The organism is Micromonospora sp. NPDC048063 (genome assembly GCF_043202855.1).
Classification (GTDB): domain Bacteria; phylum Actinomycetota; class Actinomycetes; order Mycobacteriales; family Micromonosporaceae; genus Micromonospora.
The window spans coordinates 209,857-229,764 of sequence record NZ_JBIDBG010000009.1; the positions used below are offsets into that span (position 1 = coordinate 209,857).

Sequence of the window (19,908 nt, forward strand, 5' to 3'; positions counted from 1 at the left end):
CACTCCGTAGACTGGTACGGCACCACGTCGTCCAGCCGAAGGAGCCACGCCGAGTGACCGTCCAGCCCATCCGTCTGTTCGGGGATCCGGTGCTGCGCACGCCGGCCGATCCGGTGGTCGACTTCGACGTCGAGCTGCGCAAGCTCATCGCGGACCTGACCGACACGATGCGCGAGCAGAACGGCGCCGGCCTCGCCGCGCCGCAGCTCGGTGTGGGCCTGCGGGTGTTCACCTTCGACGTCGACGACGTGCTGGGCCACCTGGTCAACCCGGTGCTGGAGTTTCCCGACGCCGAGGAGCAGGACGGGCCGGAGGGCTGCCTGTCCATTCCGGGCCTCTACTTCGACACCAAGCGCCGGCAGAACGTGATCGCCAAGGGCTTCAACGGCTACGGCGACCCGCTGCAGATCGTCGGCACCGGCCTGATGGCGCGCTGCGTGCAGCACGAGACGGACCACCTCGACGGGGTGCTCTTCGTGGACCGGCTGGACCCGGCCGGCCGCAAGGAGGCGATGAAGGCGATCCGCCAGGCGGAGTGGTACGACCCGGCCGCCCCGCCGACGGTGAAGCTCAACCCGCACACCGCCAGCAGCCCCTTCGGCCTGGGTCGGTGAGCCGCCCGTGCGCGTGATCTTCGCCGGCACCCCGGCCGTCGCCGTACCCGCCCTGGCCGCCGTGGCGGCCTCCCGCCACGAGCTGCTCGCCGTGGTCACCCGCCCCGACGCGCCCGCCGGGCGGGGGCGCGGGCTGTCCCGGTCCCCCGTCGGGGCGTGGGCCGACGAGCACGGGATCGAGGTGCTCACCCCGGCCCGCCCGCGCGAGCCGGAGTTCCTGGACCGGCTGCGCGAGCTGGCCCCGGACTGCGTCCCCGTGGTGGCCTACGGCGCGCTGGTGCCGCCGGCCGCCCTGGAGATCCCCCGGCACGGGTGGATCAACCTGCACTTCTCCCTGCTGCCCGCGTGGCGCGGGGCCGCGCCCGTCCAGCACGCCGTGCTGCACGGCGACGAGCTGACCGGGGCCAGCGTCTTCCAGCTGGAGGAGGGCCTCGACACGGGGCCGGTCTACGGCACGCTCACCGACGAGATCCGCCCGGCCGACACCTCCGGCGACCTGCTGGAACGGCTCGCCCACTCCGGCGCGGGCCTGCTGGTGGCCGTCCTCGACGCGATCGCCGACGGCACCGCCCGGGCCGAGCCGCAGCCCGCCGACGGGGTGTCGCTGGCGCCGAAGCTGACCGTGGAGGACGCCCGGGTGCGCTGGGCCGACCCGGCGTTCGCGGTGGACCGGCGGATCCGGGCCTGCACGCCGGCGCCCGGGCCGTGGACGACCTTCCGGGGCGAGCGGGTCAAGCTCGGCCCGGTCGCCCCGGTGACCGACGGCCCCGAGCTGAAGCCGGGTGAGCTGCTGGTGGAGAAGTCCCGGGTGCTGGCCGGCACGGCCACCGTCCCGGTGCGGCTCGGCGAGGTGCGGGCCGCGGGCAAGCGGGCGATGGCGGCGACCGACTGGGCGCGCGGCGCCCGGGTGGCCGCGGGGGAGGAGCTCGCGTGACGGGCCCCGAGCGGTCCTCCGGCGACCGTTTCCCGGCGGAGCGACGCGGTGAGCGGCCCGGTGGCCCCGGGCGCGCCGATCGCCCGGCGGGCGATCGCCGCGGCGACCGGCCGGCGGGGGGCGGCCGGTGGGGCGCCCGCCCCGGCGGCGACCGGCGCGACGGCGGCCGGCGCCCGGCCCGCCCGGCGGTGGACCTGCCGCGGCAGGTCGCGTACGAGGCCGTCGCGGCGGTGCACCGGGACGACGCGTACGCCAACCTGGTGCTCCCGTCGCTGCTGCGTGACACCGGGCTGACCGGCCGGGACGCGGCCTTCGCCACCGAGCTGACCTACGGCACGCTGCGCCACCTCGGCACCCTCGACGCGATCCTCACCGACGCGGCCGGGCGGGACGTGCAGCGCATCGACCCGCCGGTACGCGACGCGCTGCGGCTCGGGGCGTACCAGCTCCTGCACACCCGGGTGCCGGCGCACGCCGCGGTCTCCTCGACCGTCGACCTGGTCCGCGCGGTCGGCCCCGGCGCGACGGGCTTCGCCAACGCGGTGCTGCGCGAGGTCGCCGGCCGGGACGCGGACGCCTGGGTGGCCAAGCTCGCCCCGCCGATGGAGACCGACCCGATCGGGCACCTCGCGCTGGCGTACAGCCATCCGCAGTGGATCGTGCGGGCCTTCGCCGAGGCGCTCGGCGGCGACCTCGGCGAGACCGCCCGGCTGCTCATCGAGGACAACGAGCGCCCGCCGGTGCACCTGTGCGCCCGGCCCGGGCTGGCCGACCCGGTCGCGCTGGCCGACGAGGTCGGCGGGGCCCCGGGGGCCTTCTCCCCGTACGCCGTCTATCTCTCGGGCGGGGCGCCCGGCGACCTGCCGGCGCTGGCCGAGGGGCGGGCCCACGTGCAGGACGAGGGCTCCCAGCTGGTGGCCAACGCCCTGGCGGTGGCCCCGCTGGACGGCCCGGACGGGCGCTGGCTCGACCTGTGCGCCGGCCCGGGCGGCAAGTCCGGCCTGCTCGGCGCCCTCGCCGCGCAGCGGGACGCGCGGCTGACCGCCGTCGAGGTCTCCGAGCACCGGGCGCGGCTGGTCGCCCAGGCCACCCGGGGCCTGCCGGTGACCGTGCTGCACACCGACGGCCGCACGGTCGGCGCTGACCCGAAACTGCCGGAGGCGCACTTCGACCGGGTGCTGGTCGACGCTCCCTGCACCGGCCTGGGGTCGCTGCGCCGCCGGCCGGAGTCCCGCTGGCGGCGCGAGCCGTCGGACCTGCCGCCGCTGACCCGGTTGCAGCGGGAGCTGCTCGCCGCGGCGCTGCGGGCCGTCCGTCCGGGCGGCCTGGTCGCCTACGTGACGTGCTCCCCGCACACCGTGGAGACGCACGTGACGGTGACCGAGGCGGCCCGCCGCTCGGGAGTGCCGGTCGACTTCGTCGACGCCCGGCCGCTGCTGCCGGCGGGGATGCCCGGCCTCGGCGACGGGCCGACGGTGCAGCTGTGGCCGCACCGGCACGGCACCGACGCGATGTTCCTCGCGGTGCTGCGCCGCACCTGACAACGGACGCCCGACGGGGCGGTCACCCTCGGGTGGCCGCCCCGTCGCGGGTCGGTCCGGTGCCGGTCCGGGCGCTCAGGTGACCGGCAGGCCCTTCGTGCCGGCGCCCTTCACGGAGCGGGTCAGGTTGCGGTCGCTGACCCAGAGGAAGCACTGCACGCCCCGGTTGCCGTTGCGCCACTCCTGCTCGAGGGGGTGGTAGAAGATCGAGCCCGCCCGGTACTTCAGGTCGCCGTTGTTCGGCACCTTGACGTACTTCGCGATCAACGCGCGGCAGGCCCGGTGCACCCCGAGGCTGTCCCGGGTGAAGGCGTCGTAGCTGGTGTCCGGGGCCCGCCAGACGCCGACGAACTCGGCGTGGTGCTTGCTGGTGCAGGCCACCGCCACCATCTCCCGCACCTCGTCGTCGCTCAGCTTGGGGTTGAAGCAGCGGTGGGCGAGCGGGGCGGCGCCGGCCAGGGCGCCCTTCAGGCTTCCCGTCCGGGACTTCGCGCTCGGCTCGTCGAGGCTGGTCTGCTCGCTCAGGTCGCAGCGGAACCAGCGGGCGCCGCCGCCCCACGCCTGCGGCGACGGCAGCACGACGCCCAGCCCGAGCCGGCCGGAGCGCCAGTCCCCGCCGACCACCTCGTTGACCTTCGTGTCGCACTCGGCCCGGGCGGCGCGCATGCCGGCCGAGCCGGCCGGCGGGGGCGTGCTGCGCTCGGTCGCCGCCCCGGTGAGCGTGCCGACGTGCACGGTCTCCACGCGGTGCGACTCGGCGCAGTCGACCGGGTTGTAGGCGGTGAGGTAGCCGACGTCCTGGATGTCCCGGTGGCAGACGCCGGTGGCGGGGACGAACGCCTGCGGTGCGGCGGGCGCCGGCCAGTCGTCGGTCAGGTCCCCGTCGGTGCCGGCCGGGGTGCCGCAGCCGGCGAGCACCAGGGCCGCCACCGCGCCGGCCGCGGCCGCCGTCCACCACCGTCGCATCGCCCCGACCTCCCGCCGATCGTGGTCCGGGCGGCGCGAGGCGGCCGGACACGTCACGGTGCGGCAGCATACGGCACCGCGCTCACATCGCGGGGAGTCCCTGCGGGCCGGCGCCCCGCATCGAGCGGGTCGGCTTCCGGTCGTCGCTCCACAGGAAACACCGCACCCCGGTCGATCATCACCAGTGGTCACCACCGGGTCACCGGGTGCCCCCGTGGGTGGCGCGCTGCGGGCGGCCGATCACCGCGTTCGTACACTGGCCCCGTGACCGTACCGCCGCCGATCGTCGCGCCCAGCATCCTCGCCGCCGATTTCGCCCGCCTCGCCGAAGAGGTCCGTGCCGTCGAGAACGCCGCGGACTGGTTGCACGTGGACGTCATGGACAACCACTTCGTGCCCAACCTGACCATCGGGCTGCCCGTGGTGCAGAGCCTGCGGGCCGCCACCGAGCTGCCCTTCGACGTGCACCTGATGATCGAGGACCCGCGCCGGTGGGCCCCCGGCTACGCCGACGCCGGGGCGTACAACGTCACGTTCCACGCCGAGGCGTGCGACGACCCGGTGGCGCTGGCCAAGGACCTCCGCTCGGCCGGCGCGAAGGCCGGGCTGGCGATCGACCGGGACACGCCCATCGAGCCGTACCTGGAGCTGCTGCCGAGCTTCGACACGCTGCTGATCATGACGATCAAGGCGGGCTTCGGCGGGCAGCGTTTCATCCCGCAACTGCTGGACAAGGTGCGCGCCGCCCGCCGGCACGTCGACAGCGGCCACCTCGAACTGCGCATCGAGGTCGACGGGGGGATCGCCGCCGACACCATCGCGCAGGCGGCCGAGGCGGGCGCGGACGCCTTCGTCGCCGGCACCGCCGTCTACGGCGCCGAAGACCCCGCCGAGGCCGTCCGGAAGCTGCGGGCACTCGCGGAACGCGCCGCCCCCGGGGCCTGACGTGGAGCCCGCCGGCGACCGCAAGGACATCATCCTCGTCGTCGACGACGACGAGGACATCGCGCGCTTCGTCGAGTTCAACCTGCGGCTGCACGGCTTCGAGGTGATCCACGCCGGCGACGGGCAGGAGGCGCTCGAGGTGATCGAGCGCCAGCGCCCCGACCTGGCCGTGGTCGACCTGATGATGCCGCGCATCGACGGGCTGGAGCTGACCCGGCGGCTGCGGGCCGACCCGATGACCTCGGCGCTGCCGGTGATCATGCTGACCGCCAAGGGCATGACGGTGGACAAGGTGCACGGGCTCAGCGCCGGCGCCGACGACTACCTGGTCAAGCCCTTCGACACGGCGGAGCTGGTGGCCCGGGTCAGCTCGACGCTGCGGCGCAACAAGGAGTTCCGCGAGGTCTCCCCGCTGACCGGGCTGCCCGGCAACAGCCGGATCCGCCGGGAGATCTCCGACCGGGTCCGCAGCGGCGTCGACTACGCCGTCGGCTACATCGACATCGACCGGTTCAAGAGCGTCAACGACCGGTACGGCTTCGTGCGCGGCGACGACTTCATCTCGGCCCTGGCGCGCAGCCTGCACCGGGCGGTGGTCTCGGTGGGGCTGCCGCCGGCCTTCCTCGGCCACGTCGGCGGCGACGACTTCGTCATCGTCTGCACGCCGGAGCAGGTGCGTCCGCTCACCTCGCGGGTGTCCGCCGACTTCGAGAAGGCCGCCGACTCGCTCTACGACCCCGCCGACGCCGCCCGCGGCTACGTGGAGCTGAAGGACCGGCGGGGCAACATCCGGCGCGCCGCCCTGGTCACCCTCTCCATCGGCGTCTCCATCTCCGACGCCAACAAGCGGTTCACCGACCCCCTCGAAGCGATCGCGGTCGCCTCCGAGATGAAGACGGTGGCCAAGAGCCAGCCCGGCTCGTACGTGGCGGTGGACCGGCGACGCGGGGTGACGTGACCGCGTATTCCCGCTGTGAAGTAGCTCGCCTCGGTGGCGCCACCCCCCGTCGGGCGTGTAAGACTGCCGGTGTACCCACCACGCGCTGGCGGGACTCGGTGTAATTCCGAACCGGCGGTGATCCACGGCGTGACCGTGGTAAGCCCGCGACCCGGTCGGCCTCGTGCCGCCCGGTGGACCTGGTGAGAATCCGGGGCCGACGGTTGGGGGCGGGAAACCGCGCCCAGACAGTCCGGATGGGAGACAGCGCGCGGGACGGACGGGCCCTGCCCGGCCGCTGACCTCAGCGTGCCGTGCGCGCCCCCCGGGTCGGCTCCGCCGTACCCGGACCTCCGCCGCCGCACGCCCGCGGCCCGTGCCGTTGCCTCCCGTGACCCGCCCGCGCGCCGACCGGCGAATGAGAGGGCAGGGCAATGGGGGGCGTCTCCGTCGACGAGGCGATGCGTCGCGCGGTCGAACTCGCCGCGCGCGGTCTCGGCACGACCAGCCCCAACCCCGTGGTCGGCTGCGTGCTGCTGGACGTCGACGGCCAGGTCGTCGGCGAGGGGTTCCACGCCTACGCCGGCGGGCCGCACGCCGAGATCGTCGCGCTCGCCCAGGCGGGGGAGCGCGCCCGCGGCGGCACCGCCGTGGTCACCCTCGAACCCTGCGACCACACCGGCCGCACCGGTCCCTGCAGCACCGCGCTGGTCCAGGCCGGCGTCGCCCGGGTGGTCATCGCCGTGCCCGACCCCAATCCGGTCGCCTCCGGCGGGGCCGCCACGCTGCGCGCCGCCGGGGTCCAGGTGGACCTGGGGGTACGCGAGGTGGAGGCCGAGGCCGGCAACATCGCCTGGCTCACCTCGATGCGCCGCGGCTGGCCGTACGTGATCTGGAAGTTCGCCGCCACGCTGGACGGCCGGTCGGCGGCGGCCGACGGCACCAGCATGTGGATCACCTCCGAGGCGGCCCGGATGGACGTGCACGCGCTGCGCGGCACCGTCGACGCGGTGATCGCCGGGGTGGGCACGGTGCTCACCGACGATCCCCGGCTCACCGCCCGCAACCTGCGCGACGGCACCCTCAGCATCCGGCAGCCGCTGCGCGTGGTGGTGGACTCGGCGGGGCGTACGCCGGTCGACGCCCGGGTCCGCGACGGCGCGGCCCGGACGTGGGTCGCCACCGCCGCGGAGGTCGGCGTCGGGCCCGACGGTCGGGTCGACCTGCCGGCGCTGCTCGCCGCGCTGCACGGGCGCGGGGTCCGGGCGGCGCTGCTGGAGGGGGGCCCCACGCTGGCCGGCGCCTTCCTCGCCGCCGGCCTGGTCGACAAGATCGTCGGCTACGTCGCGCCCCGGCTGCTCGGCGCCGGCCCGACCGCCCTGGTGGACGCCGGTGTGACCACCATCGCCGAGGCCATCGACCTGGAGTACGTCGACGTCACGCAGGTCGGACCGGACCTGCGGATCACCGCGCTGCCCCGGAAGAGGGAGGGCTGACATGTTCACCGGCATCGTCGAGGAGTTGGGTGAGGTCGTCCGGATCACTCCGACGGCGGGTGACTCGGCGCTGGTCGCGGTCCGCGGCCCGCTGGTCACCTCCGACGCCCGGCACGGCGACTCGATCGCGGTCAACGGCGTCTGCCTGACCGTGGTGGACGCCGTCGACGGGGTCTTCACGGCGGACGTGATGGGGGAGACGCTGCGCCGCTCCGCGCTGGGCGGGCTGCGGGCCGGCGACCCGGTCAACCTGGAGCGGGCCGCCGCGCTCGGCAGCCGCCTCGGCGGGCACCTGGTGCAGGGCCACGTCGACGGCGTCGGCGAGGTGCTCGCCCGGGAGCCGGCCGCGCAGTGGGAGACCGTCCGGTTCCGCCTGCCCGCCGCCCTGGCCCGGTACGTGGTGGAGAAGGGCTCGATCACCGTCGACGGCGTCTCGTTGACCGTGGCCGACGTCGGCCCGGACTGGTTCGCCGTCGGGCTGATCCCGACCACGCTGAAGCTGACCACCCTCGGCGCGCGGGGCGTCGGCGACCCGGTCAACCTCGAGGTGGACGTCCTCGCCAAGTACGTCGAGCGGCTGCTCGGCGCCCGGCTGGCCGACCCCGGCCGCCCCGAGGCCGGCCCGCCCGGCGGGCTCCCGGGCACGGGCGCCCCGGTCGCCGGCCTGCCGGACGCCGCCGCGGCGGGCGGGGCGGCCTGATGGGCCCGCTCGGGTGGCTGCTCGACGCGCAGCTGAGCATCGGCGGCTCGCCGGTGCTGGTCCGGGAGATCGTCGGCAACGGCTTCGGGCTGGCCTCGGCCCTGTTCGGCCTGCGCCGGGTGGTCTGGGCCTGGCCCGTCGGCATGATCGGCAACGCGCTGCTGTTCACCGTGTTCCTGGGCGGGGTCTTCGCCACGCCGCAGGCGCACGACCTCTACGGGCAGGCCGGCCGGCAGGTCTTCTTCTTCGCGGTCAGCCTCTACGGCTGGTGGCGCTGGTCGCGCAACCGCCGCCACGGCGGCGACGACGACCAGGCCGCCGTGGCGCCCCGCTGGGCCACCGGCCGGGAGCGGCTGGGCCTGCTGGCCGCCGCCGTCCTCGGCACCGCCGCGTTCTACCCGGTGCTCGCCGCGCTGGGCTCCTGGGGCCCGCTGCCGGACGCCTGGATCCTCACCGGCAGCCTGCTGGCCACCTACGGCATGGCCCGCGGCTGGGTGGACTTCTGGCTGGTCTGGATCGCCGTCGACGCCGTCGGCGTGCCGCTGCTGCTACGCGGTGGGTTCTACCCCTCGGCGGCCATGTACCTCGTCTACGGCGCCTTCTGCGCCTGGGGCGTCGTCGCCTGGTGGCGCACCTCGCGGGTCGCCCGCCCGGCGCCCGCCCCGATCCCGCAGACCTACTCGGAGGCCGTGGCATGAGCGAGCGTAGCGAGCGAATCAGAAGGCTCAGTGTGATGCGTCATGGCGGCGCGGAGCGAAGCGGAGTGCCGGCATGACCACCTTTGGGAGCATCGAGCAGGCGGTGGCGGACATCGCCGCCGGCCGGCCCGTCGTCGTGGTCGACGACGCCGACCGGGAGAACGAGGGCGACCTGATCTTCGCGGCCGAGTTGGCGACGCCGGAGCTGCTCGCGTTCATGGTGCGGTGGACGTCCGGCTACATCTGCGTGCCGCTGACCGAGAGCGAGTGCGACCGGCTGGACCTTCCGCCGATGCACCACACCAACCAGGATCGGCGGGGCACCGCCTACACGGTGACCGTGGACGCCCGGGAGGGGGTCAGCACCGGCATCTCCGCCGCCGACCGGTCGCACACCATCCGGCTGCTCGCCGACCCCGGCACCGGCCCGACCGACCTGGCCCGCCCCGGGCACGTGGTGCCGCTGCGCGCCCGGGAGGGCGGCGTGCTGCGCCGGCCCGGGCACACCGAGGCCGCCGTCGACCTGACCCGGCTGGCCGGGCTGCGCCCCGCCGGCGTGCTCTGCGAGCTGGTCAACGACGACGGCACCATGATGCGGCTGCCGGACCTGGAGAAGTTCTGCGCCGAGCACGCGCTGACCCTGGTCACCATCGCCGACCTGGTCGCGTACCGGCGGCGCACCGAGAAGCAGGTCGAGCTGGTCGCCGAGGCCCGGATGCCGACCCGGCACGGGGTGTTCCGGGCGCTGGGCTACCGCAGCGAGCACGACTCGGCCGAGCACGTCGCCCTGGTCATGGGCGAGATCGGCGACGGGCGGGACGTGCTGGTGCGGGTGCACTCCGAGTGCCTCACCGGCGACGTCTTCGGCTCGGTGCGCTGCGACTGCGGCCCCCAGCTCGACGCGGCCCTGGACCGGGTCGCCGAGGAGGGGCGCGGCGTGGTGCTCTACGTGCGCGGCCACGAGGGGCGCGGCATCGGCCTGCTGCACAAGCTCCAGGCGTACCAGCTCCAGGACCAGGGCCGGGACACCGTGGACGCCAACCTCGACCTGGGCCTGCCGGCCGACGCCCGGGACTACGGCACCGGCGCGCAGGTCCTCTACGACATCGGGGTGCGCTCGATGCGGCTGCTCACCAACAACCCGGCCAAGCGGGCCGGCCTGGAGGGCTACGGGCTGACCGTCACCGGCCGCGAGGGGCTGCCGGTGCGGCCGCACCCGGAGAACGTGCGCTACCTGCGCACCAAGCGGGACCGGATGGGGCACCTGCTGGACGAGCTGGACGAGGTCACCGAGGCCCCGATGGGCCGGCCGGTCCCCGGCGACGAGATCGGAGCGTAGACATGGCAGGTTTCGGGGAGCCGGGCGTGACGGCGGTGGACGCCGCCGGAATGACGGTCGGCGTGGTTGCCGCGCGGTGGCACGGGGAGCTGACCGACCACATGCTCGACCGGGCGGTCGCCGCCGCCGAGGCGTGCGGGGCCCGCGCGGTGACCGCCCGGGTGGCCGGCTCGGTCGAGCTGCCCGTGGTGGCCCAGGCCCTCGCGCGCCGTTGCGACGTGGTGGTCGCGCTCGGCGTGGTGGTCCGGGGCACCACCGCCCACTTCGACTACGTCTGCCGCTCGGTGACCGACGGGCTGACCCGGGTCGCGCTGGACGAGGGCAAGCCGGTGGCGCACGGCGTCCTCACCGTGGACACGATCGAGCAGGCCCGGGACCGGGCGGGGCTGCCCGGCTCGGCGGAGGACAAGGGCTGGGCGGCCACGGTCGCCGCGCTCGACGCCGCCCTCGCCATCCGGGGCATTGCCACCAGCGGCCACCGGGTCGGCTTCGGCGGCTGAGCGCCGGGGCCGGCGGTGGGGCGGCCGGGTCGATCGACCGGCGTGGGCCGTCCCACCCCTCGGGAGGATGCGGTGGGGAAGACGACGCGGCCGGACCCGGAGCACGAGACCTCGGCGGGCGGCTGGAAGAATCGCGGCGTGAAGACGTTCGAGGAGTTGTTCGCCGAGCTGCAGGCCAAGGCCGCCGCCGGCACCCCTGGCTCGGGCACGGTCGCCGCGCTCGAGAAGGGCGTGCACTTCATCGGCAAGAAGGTCGTCGAGGAGGCGGCCGAGTCGTGGATGGCCGCCGAGCACGAGGGGCCGGAGCGGACCGCCGAGGAGATCTCCCAGCTGCTCTACCAGGTCCAGGTGCTGATGCTGGCCAGCGGCCTCGACCTGAAGGACGTCTACCGACATCTGTGAGTGCGCCCCGACGTTGATCAGATCCGATCGAAGGAGCACTCCGTCATGCTGCGTGTCGCCGTACCCAACAAGGGCGCCCTGGCCGAGAAGGCCGCCCAGATGCTGCGCGAGGCGGGCTACCGCCAGCGCACCGACCCCAAGGACCTCGTCTGCCGGGACGAGGCCAACGACATCGAGTTCTTCTACCTGCGGCCCAAGGACATCGCCACCTACGTCGGCTCCGGCGACCTCGACGTCGGGATCACCGGCCGCGACCTGCTGATCGACTCCGGCGCGCCGGCCGAGGAGGTGGTGGACCTCGACTTCGGCCGGGCCACCTTCCGCTTCGCCGCCCGCCCCGAGGACGTCGACGACGTACGGGAGCTGGGCGGGCACCGGATCGCCACCGCGTACCCGGGGCTGGTCGAGCGGCACCTGGCCGAGCTGGGCGTGAAGGCCGACGTGATCCGCCTGGACGGGGCCGTGGAGAACGCCATCCGGCTCGGCGTCGCCGACGTGGTCGCCGACGTGGTGGAGACCGGCACCACGCTGCGCCAGGCCGGCCTGGTGGTCTTCGGCGAGCCGCTGCTGCGCTCCTCGGCGGTGCTCGTCCGCCGCACCGGCGCGCCGGCGCACCCGCAGTCGGAGCAGCTGCTGCGCCGCCTGCACGGCGTCCTGGTGGCCCGCCGCTACGTGATGCTCGCGTACGACGTGCCGGCCGGCCTGCTGGACCGGGCCAGCTCGCTGACCCCGGGCATCGAGTCGCCGACCGTCTCCCCGCTGCACCGCGAGGGCTGGGTGGCCGTGCAGGCGATGGTGCTCAGCGACGACGTGCACCGGATCATGGACGAGCTCTACGAGCTCGGCGCCCGCGCGATCCTCGTCACCAACATCCACGCCTGCCGGCTGTGAGCGGCCCACCCGCGGCGGCGGGCATCCCGGCCCGGCCGGTGCCGCGCGTCCTGCCGCCGTGGGCGGCCATGGTGGTGGTCACCCTCGCCGGGTTCGCCTCGGCGGCGCAGGGCGTGGCCAACGCCGAGCTGGGCGAGCGGGCCGGCAACGCCACCCTGGGCGCGGTGGTCAACAACCTCGGCGGGACGCTGCTGATCGGCGTCGGGGTGCTGGCCCTGCCCTCGGCACGCGCCGGCCTGGTCGCGTTGCGCCGGGCCCGGCTGCCCTGGTGGGCGTACCTGGGCGGGCTCGGCGGGGCGGCCATCGTGCTGCTCGGCGCGTACATCGTCCCGGTGCTCGGGGTGGCGGTCTTCACCATCGCGCAGGTGGCCGGCGGCAGCCTCGGCGGGCTGGCCGTGGACCGGGCGGGGCTGGCGCCGGTCGGGCGACTGGCGCTCACCCCGGCGCGGGTGGCCGGCGCCCTGCTGGGCGTGACCGCCGTGGCGCTGGCCCAGCTCGGCCGGCCCGTCGGCGACCTCGCCCTCGGGCTGGTGCTGCTGGCCGTGGCCGGCGGGGTGGCCGTCGCGCTCCAGTCCGCGCTGAACGCACGGGTCTCCGCCGCCGGCTCGGCCGTCGCCGGGGTCGCGGTCAACTTCGCCACCGCCACGCCGGTGGTGCTGCTCGTCGCGGCGCTGGCCGGCGTCCTGACCGGCCCGGCCCCGACCTGGCCGGACGCCTGGTACCTCTACACCGGCGGCCTGCTCGGCGTGGTCATCGTGGCGAGCCTGGTGGTCGGGGTGCCCGCGATCGGGGTGCTGCGTACCGGCCTGGCGTTGGTCGCCGGGCAACTGGGCGGCGCCCTGCTGCTGGACGCGCTGGTGCCGGGCGGGCCGGGCGTCCGGCTGCCGGTGCTCGCCGGCGCGCTGCTGACCCTGCTGGCCGCGCTGATCGCCGGTTGGGGCTCCGCCCGGTCGCGTACCCGCGCCGAGGTGCCGTCCGCCCGTGTGGCGGCGGACGAGCGGCCCGGAGCGGGTGGCAGACTGGTGGGGTGAGTGAAACCGAGACGATCCGCCTCCGCCCGCGCCGCATCCGGGTGGTCTGCTGGACCTCGGCGGCCGTGCTCCTCGTGGTGTTCAGCCTGGTGGCCACCTCGCTGACCGGGGCAACCGGCAACGGCTACGGCAGCTTCCAACGCGGCGACCAGGTCGCGATGGTCGGTCTCGGCGTGTTCGGTGCCCTCGGCTTCCTGCTCTTCACCCGGCCCCGGGTGGAGGCGGACGGGCGCGGTGTGCGCGTGCGCAACGTCCTCGGCTCGTACGAGCTGCCGTGGGAGGTCGTCCGCGGGGTCCGCTTCGACCGGGGCGCGCCCTGGGCGAGCCTGGAGCTGCACGACGACGATCTGCTGCCGATGGTCGCCCTGCAGGCCGCCGACAAGGAGCTGGCCGTCGAGGGGGTCCGCGCGCTGCGCCGGCTGCACCAGGCGCACCAGGCCCGCCTCGCCGAGGGCGCGACCGGCCGCTGAGCCGCCGCCGGCGAGGCCGCTGGCCCGCCCCCGGGGGTGCCCGGTTTGGGGGCGCTCGGGCGAGGGTGTAGTGTTGTCGAGTCGACCAGGCTGTCTCCGCGTGCGAGCAAGTCGCCCGTGACCAGACAGCCATGAAAGAGGAGCGCCTGCTCCCACCCGAGTCGCCGCCACGGTGGCCGGGTCCGGTCACCGGTTCCGGGCACGTCCCGGCGCCGGATGCGCGATCATGTGATTGTGCCGACCGGTCGAGCGGGCCCTGGCATGCGCCGGGGCCTTCTGCTTTCCGGGTCGGCTCCCATCCGGGAGCCGCGGGGTCGGCCACGCAGGAGACTTTGACTCGAGGAGGCCCCATCAGCGTCGAACCACGCGTGAACGAGCAGATCCGGGCACGTGAGGTCCGACTGGTCGGCCCCGAGGGTGAGCAGGTGGGCATCGTCCCGCTGGAGCGCGCCCTTCAGCTGGCCGCGGACGTAGACCTGGACCTGGTCGAGGTTGCGCCGATGGCGCGCCCTCCGGTGTGCAAGCTCATGGACTTCGGCAAGTTCAAGTACGAGAGCGCACTGAAGGCGCGCGAAGCGCGGCGTAACCAGCAGCAGACCGTCATCAAGGAGATGAAGCTCCGGCCGAAGATCGACCCGCACGACTACGAGACCAAGAAGGGTCACGTGGTGCGGTTCCTCAAGGCCGGCGACAAGGTCAAGGTGACGATCATGTTCCGCGGTCGCGAGCAGAGCCGCCCGGAGCTGGGTTACCGGCTCCTGCGCCGGCTCGAGTCGGAGATCTCGGAGCTGGGGTACGTCGAGGCCGCGCCGAAGCAGGACGGCCGAAACATGATCATGGTGCTTGCGCCGCACCGCGCCACGAAGGCCGCCGCAGTCGCCGCGACGGCCGCCCGGGGCGGGCCGCGGGAGCGGGAAGCCGAGGGCGCCGCCCCGGCCGGCGAGACCGCAGCGGCCGGTGACACCGGCACAGTCGCCGAAACCAGCGGCGAGTAACAGGGGAGAGACGTTCCACATGCCGAAGATGAAGAGCCACACGGGGATGGGCAAGCGGGTCAAGGTGACCGGCAAGGGCAAGATCGTTGCCCAGCAGGCCGGCCTCCGGCACAACCTGGAGAAGAAGCCCTCCACCCAGACCCGTCGGCTGACCGGCACCGTCGTGCTGGCCAAGGCCGATGTCAAGCGCATCAAGAAGCTGCTCGGCCGCTGACGCGCGCCACCTGACGTAAGAAGGAGTTGAGATGGCACGCGTCAAGCGGGCTGTGAACGCCCAGAAGAAGCGCCGTACCCTGCTGGAGACCGCGAGCGGCTACCGCGGTCAGCGCTCCCGCCTCTACCGCAAGGCCAAGGAGCAGGTGCTGCACTCGATGCAGTACGCCTACCGGGACCGTCGCGACCGCAAGGGCGACTTCCGGCAGCTGTGGATCCAGCGGATCAACGCGGGCGCCCGCGCCAACGGGATGACCTACAACCGCCTGATCCAGGGCCTGCGCCTGGCCGGCATCGAGGTCGACCGCAAGATCCTGGCCGACCTGGCCGTCAACGACGCCGCCGCGTTCGCGGCGATCGTCGAGCTGGCCCGGGCCGCGGTCACGGCCGAGGGCACCGGCGGCGCGGCGGCCCAGGCCGCCTGATCCCCGCGCACCAGCAGATCGAGGCGTCTCCCATGCAGTCACCATCGCGCGGGAGACGCCTCGACGCTGTCTCCGGCCCCTTCACCCCGCGTACCCCCAGGGTGGTCGCCGCCCGCCGGCTCCAGCGCCGGCGGGACCGCGAGGCCACCGGCCGGTTCCTCGCCGAGGGGCCGCAGGCGGTCCGCGAGGCCCTGGCCCGCCCGGGGGTGGTCACCGAACTCTTCGGTACGCCCACCGCCCTCGACCGGCACGCCGACCTGGCCGCCGGCGCCGCCCGCGCCGACGTGCCGGTCTCCGAGGTGACCGACGAGGCCCTGGCCGCCCTCGCCGAGACCGTCGCCCCGCAGGGCCTGGTCGCCGTCTGCCGGCACCTCGACGTGCCCCTGGAGCGGGCCCTGGCCGGCGGGCCCCGCCTCGTCGCGGTGCTCGCCGAGATCCGCGACCCGGGCAACGCCGGCACCGTGCTGCGCACCGCCGACGCCGCCGGGGCCGGCGCGGTCGTCTTCGCCGGCGACGCCGTCGACCCGTACAACGGCAAGTGCGTCCGGGCCTCGGCCGGCAGCCTCTTCCACGTCGACGTGGTCCGCGCGCCCGACCCGCTGGACGTGGTCGCCGCGCTGCGCGCCGCCGGCCTCACCGTGCTCGCCACCACCGGCTACGGCGAGGACGACCTCGACGACCTCGCCGACGCCGGCCGGCTCGCCGCCCCCACCGCCTGGCTGTTCGGCTCCGAGGCGCACGGCCTGCCGGAGGCGCTCACCGGCGCCGCCGACGCCCGCGTCCGGGTGCCGCTGCACGGGCGCGCCGAGAGCCTGAACCTGGCTGCGGCCGCCGCCGTCTGCCTGTACGCTTCAGCGAGAGCGCAGCGGTGACCGGACACCGGTCCCGCGAGGCACCCAGCAGAGGAGAGCATCCGCCCGTGAACGCGCCACGGCGTTCGTTTAGCCAGCCCGCCGGTGTCGGCGGGCGGCGGGCCTGACCTGCTTTCCGCGCAACTCCCACCGGCGGGCTGCGGCACAGCCGCGCGTCCGTAGACTCGCTTCGCCGCCCCCGTGAGGGCTGGCGCCGCCGTGAGGGAGTGCCCGTACGCCATGAGCTACCGCAACGATCCGTACGACCCGAAGCAGGTCGCCCTGCTCGACCCGGCCGCCCTGGCCGAGGCTGTCGCCGCCGCCGAGAAGGCGTTCGCCGAGGCCGGTGACCCGGACGCGCTGACCGCGCTGCGTCCGGCGCACCTCGGCGACCGGTCCCCGGTGTCGCTGGCACGCCGGGAGATCGGCGCGCTGCCGCCGGCCGCGAAGTCCGACGCCGGCAAGCGGGTCAACGAGGCCCGCCGCGCCGTCGAGGCCGCCTACGCCGCCCGCCAGGAGGTCCTGGAGCGGGAACAGGCGGAGCGGGTGCTGGTGGAGGAGCGCGTCGACGTGACGCTGCCCCACGACCGGCGGCCCCGGGGTGCCCGGCACCCGATCAGCACCCTGATGGAGCAGATCAGTGACCTGTTCGTCGGGATGGGCTACGAGGTGGCCGAGGGGCCCGAGGTCGAGCTGGAGTGGACCAACTTCGACGCGCTCAACATCCCGGCCGACCACCCGGCCCGCGGCCTGATGGACACCTTCCACATCGCACCCGCCGACGGCACCGCCGGGACGGCCGGCGAGCCGGCGGGTTCCGGCCTTGTCCTGCGCACCCACACCTCGCCGGTGCAGGCGCGCACCATGCTGACCCGCAAGCCGCCGATCTACGTGATCGTGCCGGGGCGGGTCTACCGCACCGACGAGCTGGACGCCACCCACGCCCCGGTCTTCCACCAGGTGGAGGGCCTGGTGGTGGACAAGGGCATCACTATGGCGCACCTGCGCGGCACCCTGGACCACTTCGCCCGGGCGATGTTCGGCGAGGGCGCGAAGACCCGCTTCCGGCCGCACTACTTCCCGTTCACGGAGCCGTCGGCGGAGTTCGACGTCTGGTTCCCGGAGCACCGCGACGGCCCGCGCTGGGTCGAGTGGGGCGGCTGCGGCATGGTCAACCCGCGGGTGCTGCGCGCCTGCGGCATCGACCCCGAGGTCTACTCGGGATTCGCGTTCGGCATGGGCATCGACCGGACGGTGATGTTCCGGCACGGGGTCAGCGACATGCGGGACATGGCCGAGGGCGACGTGCGGTTCACCCGCGCGTTCGGGGCCGGGGCGTAGGCGATGCGGGTACGAGTTACGGAGACGGTGGTCTGAGTCATGCGAGTTTCTGTCAGTTGGCTGCGGGAGTACGTCGACCTCCCCGCCGACCTGCCCGCCGGCGACCTGGAGCAGGCCCTGGTCGACCTCGGCATCGAGGTCGAGTCCGTCGTGGACCTGCGGGAGACCGTCACCGGTCAGCTGGTGGTCGGTGAGGTCCGGGAGATCGAGGAGCTGACCGGCTTCAAGAAGCCGATCCGGTTCTGCCGCGTCGACGTCGGGGACGCCAACGGCACCGGCGAGCCGCAGGAGATCGTCTGCGGGGCCCGCAACTTCGCCCCGGGCGACCGGGTCGTGGTCATCCTGCCCGGCGGCGTGCTGCCCGGCGGCTTCGCCATCGGCGCGCGCAAGACCTACGGGCGCAACTCCAACGGCATGATCTGCTCCGCGAAGGAGCTGGGCCTCGGCGACGACCACTCGGGCATCATCGTGCTGCCCGAGGACACCCCGGCCAAGCCGGGCGACGACGCGCGGCCGGTCGTCGGGCTCGACGACGTCGTGGTCGAGCTGGAGATCACCCCCGACCGGGGGTACGCGATGAGCCTGCGTGGCCTCGCCCGCGAGCTGTCGCACACCCTCGGCGTGCCGTTCCGCGACCCGGGCCTGGCGCCCGCTCCCGGCGGCACGGAGGCCCCGGCGTACCCGGTCGAGGTGCGGGACACGGTCGGCTGCGACCGCTTCGCCGCCCGCCTCGTGCGCGGCGTCGACCCGACGGCGGCCACCCCCGGCTGGATGCAGCGGCGGCTCACCGTCGCCGGCATCCGCAGCATCTCGCTGCCGGTCGACATCACCAACTACGTGATGCTGGAACTGGGCCAGCCGATGCACGCCTTCGACGCCGACCGGATCGCCGGGCCGCTGGTGGTCCGCCGCGCCGAGGCGGGGGAGAAGCTGACCACGCTGGACGGGGTGACCCGCGCGCTCGCGCCCGAGGACATGGTGATCTGCGACGCCGGGCTTCCGAACCCCCTCGTGGGCGAGGGCGCCGGCGTCCCGATCTCGCTCGCCGCCGTGATGGGCGGCGAGACCAGCGAGGTCGTCGCGGGGACGACGAACGTGCTCTTCGAGGCCGCCCACTGGGACCCGGTGATGGTGGGGCGCACGGCCCGCCGGCACAGGCTGTTCAGCGAGGCGGCGAAGCGGTGGGAGCGGGGCGTCGACCCGGCCCTGCCGCTGGTCGCCATCGCGCGGGCGGTCCGGCTGCTCACCGAGCACGCGGGCGGCACGGCCGGGGACGAGATCCTCGACATCGACCACGTCCGGCCGCGTACCCCGGTGGTCCTGCCGGTCGACCTGCCGACCCGGCGGATCGGCGTGACCTACCCGCCGGCGCGGGTGGTGGCCCTGCTGGAGCAGGTCGGCTGCACCGTCGCCCAGGGCGCCGACCGGCTCGGCGAGGACCCGGGCGAGGTCGGCGTCGCCGCCGGCGACGGCGCGGCGCTCACCGTCACCCCGCCGACCTGGCGGCCCGACCTGACCGACCCGGCGGACCTGGTCGAGGAGGTGGTCCGCCTCGACGGGTACGACCGGGTGCCGTCGGTGCTGCCGACGGCGCCGCCCGGCCGCGGCCTGACCTGGCAGCAGCGTCGCCGCCGGGCCGTGGCCCGGTCGCTCGCCGAGCGCGGGTACGTGGAGGTGCTGGCGCACCCGTTCGTCGCCCCGGAGCTGGCCGACCAGCTCGGCCTGCCCGAGGGCGACCCCCGCCGGCAGGCGGTACGGCTGGCCAACCCGCTGTCGGAGGAGGAGCCGCTGCTGCGCACCACGCTCCTCGGCCCGCTGCTCGGCATCGTGAAGCGCAATCTCGGCCGGGGCCAGCGCGACCTCGCCCTGTACGAGATCGGCGCGGTCTTCCACCCGCGTCCCGGCGCCGGCCGCCCGCCGGCGATGGGCGTGGACCGGCGACCCAGCGACGAGGAGTTCGCCGCCGCCGACGCCGTGGTGCCCGACCAGCCCCGGCACGTCGCCGTCGTGCTGACCGGCGACATCGAGCCGGCCGGCTGGTGGGGCGCGGGCCGGGCGGCCGGCTGGGCGGACGCCGTGGAGGCCGGCCGGGACGTGCTCGCCGCCGCCGACATTCCCGCGCACCGGGTCGAGGTCCGGGCCGCCGAGTACGCGCCGTGGCACCCCGGCCGCTGCGCGGAGCTGCTGGTCGACGGAACGGTGGTCGGGCACGCCGGCGAGCTGCACCCGGCGGTCGTGGCGGCGCTGGAGCTGCCCCGGCGGACCAGCGCCCTGGAGCTGGACCTGGACGCGTTGCCGGCGGCCCCGGTGGCGTCCGGGCCGGTCGTCTCCGGCTTCCCGCCGGCGTTGATCGACGTGGCGCTGGTGGTCGACGAGTCGGTCCCGGCGGCGCAGGTGCAGCGCGCCCTGGTCGAGGGCGCCGGCGAGTTGCTGGAGGGGGTGCGCCTGTTCGACGTGTACGCCTCCGAGCAGCTCGGGGCGGGCCGGAAGTCGCTGGCGTACAAGCTCACCTTCCGGGCCCCCGACCGGACGCTGACCGTGGAGGAGGCGGTGGCCGCGCGGGACGCGGCGGTCGCCCGGGCCGCGGAACGCTGCGGCGCCACCCTGCGCGGCGCCTGA

The 19,908-nt window shown here is 75.1% G+C and carries 21 protein-coding genes; 20 read left to right on the forward strand and 1 reads right to left on the reverse strand.

All coding sequences use genetic code 11. The features are described from left to right. The first annotated feature begins 53 nt into the window (after window positions 1-53). From def to ACGFZ2_RS22580, 3 genes are read left to right on the forward strand one after another with little or no spacing between them, the layout of a single operon-like run. Window positions 54-614 carry a peptide deformylase gene (gene def / locus ACGFZ2_RS22570; protein ID WP_393263763.1) on the forward strand — a complete coding sequence of 187 codons (561 nt, stop codon included), beginning with the start codon at window positions 54-56 and terminating at the stop codon, window positions 612-614. A 7-nt stretch (window positions 615-621) separates the two neighbouring features. Continuing rightward, window positions 622-1,548 (forward strand): methionyl-tRNA formyltransferase, encoded by a 927-nt coding sequence (fmt, locus tag ACGFZ2_RS22575; protein WP_393456496.1) that lies wholly within the window; start codon window positions 622-624, stop codon window positions 1,546-1,548. Further along, complete coding sequence (locus ACGFZ2_RS22580; protein ID WP_393456499.1) at window positions 1,545-3,089, forward strand: RsmB/NOP family class I SAM-dependent RNA methyltransferase; 1,545 nt, start codon at window positions 1,545-1,547, stop codon at window positions 3,087-3,089. Before fmt ends, ACGFZ2_RS22580 begins: the two co-directional genes overlap by 4 nt. A 75-nt stretch (window positions 3,090-3,164) precedes the next feature. On the opposite strand, the gene ACGFZ2_RS22585 is transcribed toward ACGFZ2_RS22580, so the two are convergent. Beyond that, entirely contained in the window at window positions 3,165-4,055 is an 891-nt protein-coding gene (locus tag ACGFZ2_RS22585) for a septum formation family protein (protein WP_393263759.1), read from the reverse strand. Between the two features lie 264 nt (window positions 4,056-4,319). Between ACGFZ2_RS22585 and rpe the strand changes: the two genes are divergently transcribed. The 17 genes from rpe (at window position 4,320) to pheT (ending at window position 19,908) form a co-directional block, all read left to right on the forward strand. Further along, the gene (gene rpe, locus ACGFZ2_RS22590; RefSeq protein ID WP_393456501.1) at window positions 4,320-5,000 is read left to right on the forward strand and encodes a ribulose-phosphate 3-epimerase; all 681 of its coding nucleotides are present in this window, start codon (window positions 4,320-4,322) and stop codon (window positions 4,998-5,000) included. Window position 5,001: 1 nt separating this feature from the next. Further along, the gene (locus tag ACGFZ2_RS22595) at window positions 5,002-5,958 is read left to right on the forward strand and encodes a response regulator (RefSeq protein ID WP_393263758.1); all 957 of its coding nucleotides are present in this window, start codon (window positions 5,002-5,004) and stop codon (window positions 5,956-5,958) included. 413 nt (window positions 5,959-6,371) lie between these two features. Further along, window positions 6,372-7,433 (forward strand): bifunctional diaminohydroxyphosphoribosylaminopyrimidine deaminase/5-amino-6-(5-phosphoribosylamino)uracil reductase RibD, encoded by a 1,062-nt coding sequence (gene ribD / locus ACGFZ2_RS22600; protein WP_393263756.1) that lies wholly within the window; start codon window positions 6,372-6,374, stop codon window positions 7,431-7,433. Between the two features lies 1 nt (window position 7,434). Further along, a complete protein-coding gene (locus ACGFZ2_RS22605) occupies window positions 7,435-8,133 on the forward strand; it encodes a riboflavin synthase (RefSeq protein WP_393263754.1) in 699 nt (232 codons plus the stop codon). Then, entirely contained in the window at window positions 8,133-8,831 is a 699-nt protein-coding gene (pnuC, locus tag ACGFZ2_RS22610; RefSeq protein WP_357457685.1) for a nicotinamide riboside transporter PnuC, read from the forward strand. The genes ACGFZ2_RS22605 and pnuC overlap by 1 nt, the downstream gene beginning before the upstream one ends. A 73-nt stretch (window positions 8,832-8,904) precedes the next feature. After that, window positions 8,905-10,170 carry a bifunctional 3,4-dihydroxy-2-butanone-4-phosphate synthase/GTP cyclohydrolase II gene (locus ACGFZ2_RS22615; protein ID WP_393263752.1) on the forward strand — a complete coding sequence of 422 codons (1,266 nt, stop codon included), beginning with the start codon at window positions 8,905-8,907 and terminating at the stop codon, window positions 10,168-10,170. Between the two features lie 2 nt (window positions 10,171-10,172). Beyond that, window positions 10,173-10,670, forward strand: a complete 498-nt coding sequence (gene ribH, locus ACGFZ2_RS22620) for a 6,7-dimethyl-8-ribityllumazine synthase (protein WP_350708915.1) — start codon at window positions 10,173-10,175, stop codon at window positions 10,668-10,670. A gap of 138 nt (window positions 10,671-10,808) precedes the next feature. After that, complete coding sequence (locus ACGFZ2_RS22625) at window positions 10,809-11,072, forward strand: phosphoribosyl-ATP diphosphatase (protein ID WP_088947482.1); 264 nt, start codon at window positions 10,809-10,811, stop codon at window positions 11,070-11,072. A gap of 45 nt (window positions 11,073-11,117) precedes the next feature. Continuing rightward, the gene (gene hisG / locus ACGFZ2_RS22630; RefSeq protein ID WP_393263751.1) at window positions 11,118-11,963 is read left to right on the forward strand and encodes an ATP phosphoribosyltransferase; all 846 of its coding nucleotides are present in this window, start codon (window positions 11,118-11,120) and stop codon (window positions 11,961-11,963) included. Next, the gene (locus ACGFZ2_RS22635) at window positions 11,960-12,994 is read left to right on the forward strand and encodes a DMT family transporter (RefSeq protein ID WP_393263750.1); all 1,035 of its coding nucleotides are present in this window, start codon (window positions 11,960-11,962) and stop codon (window positions 12,992-12,994) included. The genes hisG and ACGFZ2_RS22635 overlap by 4 nt, the downstream gene beginning before the upstream one ends. Beyond that, on the forward strand, window positions 12,991-13,464 hold the full coding sequence (locus ACGFZ2_RS22640; protein WP_393263749.1) for a PH domain-containing protein: 474 nt from the start codon (window positions 12,991-12,993) through the stop codon (window positions 13,462-13,464). Before ACGFZ2_RS22635 ends, ACGFZ2_RS22640 begins: the two co-directional genes overlap by 4 nt. Window positions 13,465-13,832: 368 nt before the next feature. Beyond that, window positions 13,833-14,459: a translation initiation factor IF-3 gene (infC, locus tag ACGFZ2_RS22645; protein ID WP_357457708.1), complete on the forward strand. Its 627-nt coding sequence runs from the start codon at window positions 13,833-13,835 to the stop codon at window positions 14,457-14,459. A 19-nt stretch (window positions 14,460-14,478) separates the two neighbouring features. After that, a complete protein-coding gene (gene rpmI / locus ACGFZ2_RS22650; protein ID WP_007458415.1) occupies window positions 14,479-14,673 on the forward strand; it encodes a 50S ribosomal protein L35 in 195 nt (64 codons plus the stop codon). Between the two features lie 31 nt (window positions 14,674-14,704). Further along, window positions 14,705-15,097: a 50S ribosomal protein L20 gene (gene rplT / locus ACGFZ2_RS22655; RefSeq protein ID WP_184184750.1), complete on the forward strand. Its 393-nt coding sequence runs from the start codon at window positions 14,705-14,707 to the stop codon at window positions 15,095-15,097. A gap of 32 nt (window positions 15,098-15,129) precedes the next feature. Then, window positions 15,130-15,969: a TrmH family RNA methyltransferase gene (locus ACGFZ2_RS22660; RefSeq protein ID WP_393263748.1), complete on the forward strand. Its 840-nt coding sequence runs from the start codon at window positions 15,130-15,132 to the stop codon at window positions 15,967-15,969. 219 nt (window positions 15,970-16,188) lie between these two features. Next, window positions 16,189-17,289: a phenylalanine--tRNA ligase subunit alpha gene (pheS, locus tag ACGFZ2_RS22665; protein ID WP_393263746.1), complete on the forward strand. Its 1,101-nt coding sequence runs from the start codon at window positions 16,189-16,191 to the stop codon at window positions 17,287-17,289. Window positions 17,290-17,328: 39 nt separating this feature from the next. Then, on the forward strand, window positions 17,329-19,908 hold the full coding sequence (gene pheT / locus ACGFZ2_RS22670) for a phenylalanine--tRNA ligase subunit beta (protein WP_393456504.1): 2,580 nt from the start codon (window positions 17,329-17,331) through the stop codon (window positions 19,906-19,908).